Origin of the sequence: Bacillus cereus group sp. BfR-BA-01331 (assembly GCF_022663915.1) — a bacterium.
Classification (GTDB): domain Bacteria; phylum Bacillota; class Bacilli; order Bacillales; family Bacillaceae_G; genus Bacillus_A; species Bacillus_A mycoides.
The window spans coordinates 1-4736 of sequence record NZ_JAKUGJ010000071.1; the positions used below are offsets into that span (position 1 = coordinate 1).

Below are 4736 nucleotides of genomic sequence, written 5' to 3' on the forward strand. Positions count from 1 at the left end.
GACGGTTGTAGTTCTCATGTTTTAATTCACGCATCATTTTAATTTGCGAATCCATAATCCGAAGACTTTGTACCTTGTCCGTTTTTTGCGCCTGTTGCAGTGCGATGGTAAAGGTATTTACTTCTGGACTATTTAAAGATGCGGCAAAGTTTCTAAACGGTTGATCTGAGCCCGCGTACATTTCTAATTCTGCTGTAAGAGTAGATACATACGGACTAAGATGTCTCCCTGCATATATCTGTGCCTTTTTTACTGCTTCTAATGTTGTATGTGTCTTTAACAATTGCAGCAACGGAATTAAATACTCTGGCAATTCAAACTTCCTTGCTTCTATCGCCTGCTTTATTCTTCTCTTTAATAAGTAATCTGGATAGAAGTAAAGCAGTGGTGAAACCAGAACGCCTACTTTAAATAAGTAGTAATCATGGAACACGGTACAAATCAAGAAAACAGATGTGAAAATGACAGGATACGCAACCTTCATTTTTAAATATTCTTCTGGTTTCGTATCCAAGCCAGCTTCCTCTAATTTTTTCTGAATCTGCTCTTTCTTTTCTTCTGTCAGATACTTATGTGATAACGATTGAAAAGGAGCAAGCATCATTTGATTCAAATTCTTCTTTTCAATACGCTTCGCATTTTCTACATAATGGGTAAGTACACTCTCACTGTCTTTTTTACTTTGTAGAAAGGTGGAGAATACCCAGTACATGACAACAAATATGACTAAACCTAAAAACGCAGCCATCTTATTCCCCCCTTTCCGTCGGGTTATAATTTGCAATTTTTTCTACACGTGTTGCTAGGAAAAATACAATAAACATATTGACTGTTAATGCAATTTTCCCCATCATAGAACCTGCCAAAAATCCATATGCCTCTTTTGACATCAACATAATGACAATCGGCATTGCGATGACTATTAAGCAGTTCTGTACAAAAGCACGTTGCGCTTGGGACAAACTAGAACGCAATCTTGCCAGATATAGCTTTTGTTTTTCGAAATCTTCTGCAATATCTAGTAAGACTTGCACAGAATTTGCTCCACCTTCTCGGCTACATACTTCCAACATTTCGTGGAAGAATACCAATTCTCTGAAATTAAAGGTTTCATTAAACCCTTTAAATGCACGGTGCATGGTTGTTCCCCCTTCTAATAAAAGAGAAACTTTTTCTATTTCTTCTTGAATACTGTCATGCATCATCGGTTTCACCTGAAGTAACACTCGTTTTGCGTTATTACTAATTTGAAGTGCATTTGCTACAGCCTTCATATAGATAGAAAGACGATCTATGACAACTAAGTAATAACGTTTTTTTCTACGATAGAGAAGAAACCTCGGAACTAAAAATCCACATAAAGCGGAAATCAGTGTAAAAGGATCTCTTCCAAAAGAGAAGTAGAATACAGCTGCAATACTCATGCCTGAAAGTACCGTATATACCCAGTACATACTTTTCGTCAGTTTCCACTCGTACTTTTGGGCTTCCTGGATAACGGATTGTGGAAGATACATCCGTATTCCTTTGATATTCCGTAATTCTAAGCGTCTTTCTTCTTTCTCATTTTCTTGTACAAATTGGGAAAGGGCAGAACCCTTAGATTTTGTGAAAAGTAAAACTAACAATAGTACACTCATGAATATGAGGAAGATACATCCATAAGCTAACAAACTATGCATACTGCACCTCCTGTTGTGAAAGGAATGGTGCATAAAGAGCTGGATTTACAGTAGAAGAACGGAATTTCTTCTCCATTTCAGCTGACATTTTTGCTGTAATGATATGATCTCCATGAATCTTTCCTACTTTCTCATTCATTTCATCATATTCCTCACCTGTCGGAATAAATTGAGAAAGCTGATTAAACTGTATATCATCTTTATAATCCAATAATTCAATTATCTCTGTAATATAGCGATTCCCATCATCTTTCTTTTCTAAAAAGACAATCACATCAAACGTCTGTGAAATTAATTCATATAAATACTTAGCGTCAATGTTCGCACCACTTTGCAGGCACATGAGCATTAAACGTCTTACTGCTTCTTTCGCACTCCTTGCATGGACTGAAGTAAAGCCAGGGTGTCCTGTTTGGAAGAAATTCAGCATTTTTAATGCTTCTTTCCCCCTTGATTCCCCTACAATTAATCTCTTTGGCCCTTGACGTAATGCATTCGTTAACAATCTATCAAAATCAATTGCATTCTCTTCTACTTCCGATGCCCTACACTGCATCGGAACAAAATGATGTTCTGGAAAGATACGATGCAAATATAATTCAGGGTTATCTTCTACTACGAGAGTACGTTCTTTCTTCTTCCCTTTCGGAATATGAGAAGCAAGATATTTCATAAACTCTGACTTCCCTGTACCTGTTGCTCCCGCAACGAGAATATTCATTTTTGCTTTTACAGCTGCGGCCAAAAAGTCCAACATTTCTCTCGATGCTTGATTTGTAGATAACATGCGTTCTTCAGAGGCACGAAGATGATCCGCATTCTTACGAATCGTTATCGTTGTACCCAGTCCACCCAGTTCATCTAATGCAATATTGATACGTATATAGGGAAATACGCAGTCTACATAGGGTTTAGCTGTATTTAAGGATTCTGAAGTACTGTTTACCATCTTATAGGCTAAAGCTTTCACTTCTTCTTCCGTTTCAAACCGGTAAGGAAATGTACATTCTCCCTCGCCAATCTTTTCGTAAATAATCTCTTTTGTGCCATTTATATAAATATCGGTTACATCTGTATCCTCTTTCAAAGGCTCTATAATACCAAATCCAACAATATCGTCACACACCATATTCAGTAATTGTTCAGAAGGTACATCTGAAATGACGACTTGATTACTTAATAAAAAGCTTTTGATGATTTGCTCTACAGCTGCTCTCTTCTCTTTATTCATAAAAGATTCGCTTAAGATATCACGATGTTCTTTTACTAAAAATGCACGAATTTCATCGGTTATATCTTTAATTTGTTGAGCTGTAGTTGTTCCTAACCTTTTAGCCGATTTGGAACGAATCATATAACCGAAGTGATATAAATCAACTCGATTTCGCTTTAAGGCGACTTGTTTTTCCTGTAAATAGCCCCACATACTACTTGCCTCCCCTTTTAACTTCGTAAACCAAAGAAACCCTTTTTCATAGAGGATGTATGCTGGAATGGAATATCAAATCCAGCTACTTCCATAATGTGATGGACCTTTTCATTAATTTGTGGAGAACCAAATTGCATCCCCCATTCATAACTCGTACGATCTCTATCATACGAAATTGCCACCGCAATTTTTTGAGAAGAAAGCTTTTCAATATCCTCTACATAATTCTCATCCGCCATATTTAATACATGAATCATGCGAGGTAATGTTAGCTTAGCTTCTTCTATCAGCTTTAATTCCTGCTTGATTGCTAACGCACCACGAGGGTTTCCATTTAGCACATGAACAACAAGATCTGATTGGTATAAGATTGGGTAACTCAGCACCTCGGATAATTCAGTTGGCACCGATAGAATGATGTAATCGTATTCTGTCTCTACAAGTGATTCGATAAATGTTGTTACAAACAATTCTTTGTTTTGAATCTCAGGGAATTGAGCTGGGTTATAACCTGATGGAAATACTAGAAAATCCATCTTATCGTGCAGTTTTTGTATCAGCTTTGGATTCAATTTTTTCTCTACCAAATCTTGCTTTGTGCAAATGTACTGCAAGAGATTGTATTCATTTTCTTTCCTTACAAGCTCTAATATATTTTTGCTGTCATGGCTAAGACCTGTTCCAACTGCAAAGCTTGGTCTCACTTGGTCTGCTTCTACATACAGCACCTTTTTCCCTAAATGAGCTAACTCATTCGCCATCGCAATACTTAACGTGCTTTTCCCTACGTTTTCGTTTGTCGCATAAAAGGCAACTATTCTTACTTGCCGCTCCATCTTAATACCCCCTTTCTTATTTGGATTCGTTCAGATACTGTGCAACATATTCTTTTACATTTTTAGAAATTGGATTGGTTGAATGTTTCTCTACATAGTCTAAAATGTTCTTCTGATCAGATATTTGTGAGAACCCTTCTGCTGGTTGTAATTCTTTCCCTGTTTGTTCAACCTTTTGTCCAACTGCAACGGGAATCACATCTCCAAGCATTTTCGCACGATTCAAGTATTGGAGTTGTTCTGGCGAAACAGCCAATGTATATAAACGAGTTACCTTCGGTTTTTGTTTCCCCTCTTGTTCCTCTTTTGATTCTTTCTTTTCTAACACGAATGCATCTTCTGTATTACTATCTTTTGCTGCCGTAACACGTACGCGTTGGAAAAGACCACCGAATACAACCTTCTCATTGTCTCCTTCTTTCACAACCTGTTTGAAATACAAGTCCACGTATGTGTTAGGAATAATACTATTCCCGGAACTTGTTTCAAGATCAACGAGTAATGGGAAAGCAACTTCTTCATTTTTTAGGTTTAATATTGCAGAGTCTGGTAACTCTTCTTTCTTTACCACTTTATTTTTGAAGAGATAGCTATTTTCTGTAATGGGTTGCCCATCATTTGTCCATTTTCCTACGACCTCTTTCTTACTCACGCGTAATGCATTGGGCGGAATGGAATCACCAGGTAATGTGCGTTCAACTAGCATATCCTCTTTAATCTCTGTATGAGCGGGTATATCCTTTGCGGCTACGACAATCTTTGTTGGTTTTACTGCATTCTCCACTGCAA

5 protein-coding genes are annotated in these 4736 nt (G+C 37.3%); all 5 read right to left on the reverse strand.

Annotated features, from left to right (window positions below):
• Positions 1-748, reverse strand: a 748-nt coding sequence (locus MR155_RS30530) for a hypothetical protein (RefSeq protein ID WP_242312041.1), incomplete at its 3' end; no start/stop codon positions are given.
• 1 nt (position 749) lies between these two features.
• A complete protein-coding gene (locus MR155_RS30535; protein WP_242312042.1) occupies positions 750-1682 on the reverse strand; it encodes a hypothetical protein in 933 nt (310 codons plus the stop codon).
• On the reverse strand, positions 1675-3108 hold the full coding sequence (locus tag MR155_RS30540) for a TadA family conjugal transfer-associated ATPase (protein ID WP_242312043.1): 1434 nt from the start codon (positions 3106-3108) through the stop codon (positions 1675-1677). Before MR155_RS30540 ends, MR155_RS30535 begins: the two co-directional genes overlap by 8 nt.
• A 17-nt stretch (positions 3109-3125) precedes the next feature.
• Entirely contained in the window at positions 3126-3947 is an 822-nt protein-coding gene (locus MR155_RS30545) for an AAA family ATPase (RefSeq protein WP_242312044.1), read from the reverse strand.
• A 16-nt stretch (positions 3948-3963) separates the two neighbouring features.
• The coding region (gene cpaB, locus MR155_RS30550; protein ID WP_242312045.1) for a Flp pilus assembly protein CpaB at positions 3964-4736 on the reverse strand (773 nt) is incomplete at its 5' end.